At 57.1% G+C, this 2,319-nt stretch carries 2 protein-coding genes; both read right to left on the bottom strand.

Going from position 1 to position 2,319, the window contains the following annotated elements; translation table 11 throughout:
* Positions 1-139: 139 nt before the first annotated feature.
* Positions 140-1,795: a Na/Pi cotransporter family protein gene (locus BOA8489_RS19920; RefSeq protein WP_093976049.1), complete on the bottom strand. Its 1,656-nt coding sequence runs from the start codon at positions 1,793-1,795 to the stop codon at positions 140-142.
* Between the two features lie 28 nt (positions 1,796-1,823).
* Positions 1,824-2,319: metallophosphoesterase family protein (locus BOA8489_RS20585; RefSeq protein ID WP_503092257.1), on the bottom strand; the 496-nt coding region annotated here is incomplete at its 5' end.

Below are 2,319 nucleotides of genomic sequence, written 5' to 3'. Positions count from 1 at the left end.
GCTGCAGCGAATGACTGCATTGAGCCCAAAGTGTCAACGTTGCGTACGAAATGCAGGATAAAAAGCCGCGCAGAGCTGACATTTAGGGCCAGGGCTGTGTTCGCTGCCCGGATGCTCGCTGTCAGCAACACCGCTAGGTCTAGGCGAGACGGCTCTTTAGCAGATCACCTGACTTCAGAAGGATGGGGTGGCCCACCATCGAGAAAGCTGTGTTGATTTGCTTGAGCGCGCGCAACGTTTCTTGGTGGATGTTGCTGGTCTCGATGCTCTCGACAAGCCCCTGGCGCAGACGTCCGATATGGCTACGCTGCAATTTCTGCTCGACTTTGCGCATTTTTTCCTTGGCCGCAACCAACTCGCGCGCCTCGGCCGGATTCTGGTTCATCATCACATTCAGGGCAAGCTGGACGTTACTTTGGACACGGTCCGTAAAATCACGGATCTCTTCGCGGCCCTGAAGCGAGAATTGCAGTTTTTGCATATCCAGACGCTTGGCGAGATCGAGCATAATCCGCGTAATTGCATCTGACGCGGAATCGAGGCTGGACGAAATCGAGGCAAGCTCCATCGAACGTCGGCTCAGTTCCTCGTCCATTCCCTTTTGACCAAGGCGCGCAAGATAAAGTTTTATGTCTAAATGCGTCTGCTTGATGGCCTTGTCCTGATCCACGATCATGCTGGCGGTGGCCGCGTTCCACTGGTCGTAAAGAGGTTCGACCGCGATCAACATCTGTTCGATCTTCTGGCCCATCGTGAGAAGTTCGCGCGCCGCACAATCTATCGCGCGCTGCGGTCGATCCAGCAAGGTAGGGTCAAGAGCGCTGACAACTTCCAGCGCGCCATTCGGACCAGGTTTTTCAGCCATGAAATAGGACAACAAGGACGTGATGGGCCCCACAAAAGGAAGGGCAACAAAGGCCAACGCCACATTGAAGGCGAGGTGAAGATTAATGGCCTGCCGGGCGGGCGTCGCGCCAAGTTGGGCCAACAAGTCCGGTGCCGCTACAATCACGAACACCGTCAGCGCGGCACCGCCCCCTCGCAAGATCAGGTTTGCCATGACCATTCTTCGTGACGCAAGCGGTGCTGAATACGTGAGGACGAACGCGATGAAACCTCCGCCCAAATTTGCCCCGAGAACCATTGCGGCGGCAGCAGGAACCGGAAGGATCGACTGCCCCGCGAGAGTAACGAAGAGTAACACCGCGGCGACACTCGAATGGACACCCCATGCGAAAACGGCCCCGATGATGAAAGCCGTAAGCAGATCACGACCCAGATAGGCCATGACGGCCTGTGTGCCGGGGTTTGACATCATCGGTTCGGTCGCGCCGCGGATCATATCCAGCGACACGAAAATCAGCGCAAGGCCGATCATGATCCGGCCGATCTGCCGCGTATTGCTGCCTTCGCCGCGCAGAAAGACCGTGACCCCGATAAACAGTAGCAGCGGGATCAGCAGCGGTTGGCGAACGACCAAAAGCTGCGTCACCAAAGCTGAACCGACATCGGCCCCCAATAAGATCGCCAGCCCCGTCGCCGTCGCCAGCCCGCCTTTGGAAACGAAGTTGGAAACCAGAACAGCCACCGCCGTGGAACTTTGCAACAAGACAGCAGCCCCCATGCCGGTTCCTGCCGCTAGCAACCTGTTTTTCGCTGAATGGCGCAACCAGATGCGCATCGGTGCAGCAAACCCGCGTTCGACCCCAGTGCGCACAAGGCGCACAGCCCAGATTAACAGGGCCGCAGCACCTACGATGTGAATCAGTATTTGGATCGCATGCGGTTCGTTCAAAGAATTTGCTTTCTTTTAGGTGCGACGATCAAAACGGAAAGGGTCCCGATCCTGCCGCAGGCGCGATCCTGATCGATTGAAACCCTTTGTCCCAACGGTGCAACAGGCAGCCATCTCCTTGTGCCATATACCCGACCGGCGCATCCAAGCGAAGATCATACGCGAAGGAGCTGGCGGGCGACGGCGCCGAAATAGCGATGTGTCCCGCGATATCGCTGACGATCATACTGTGGATGTGGCCGCAGACAATGCGCAGCGTGCCATCGAAACCGGTCAGGACGTCGCGTAGCGCCTGCCGATTGGTCAGGCCGATCTTGTCCATGAATCGAATGCCGCAGGCAAAAGGCGGATGATGCAGAGCCAGAAGCACTGGCGCATTCCCTGTTTGGGACAAGGCGTTTTGCAGGAAAGACAGACTGTCGGACGATAGTTTTCCCGCTCCCTGTCCTTCGGCAAGCGTATCAAGCCCGATCATATAGATATCACCGACAGGTCGAGCCCAGTTCAAAGGGCCGTTGGCCGGA

The sequence above is a fragment of the Boseongicola aestuarii genome (genome assembly GCF_900184815.1).
In the GTDB taxonomy this organism is placed as follows: Bacteria; Pseudomonadota; Alphaproteobacteria; order Rhodobacterales; family Rhodobacteraceae; genus Boseongicola; species Boseongicola aestuarii.
This window is presented reverse-complemented; position numbering and strand designations above follow the sequence as displayed.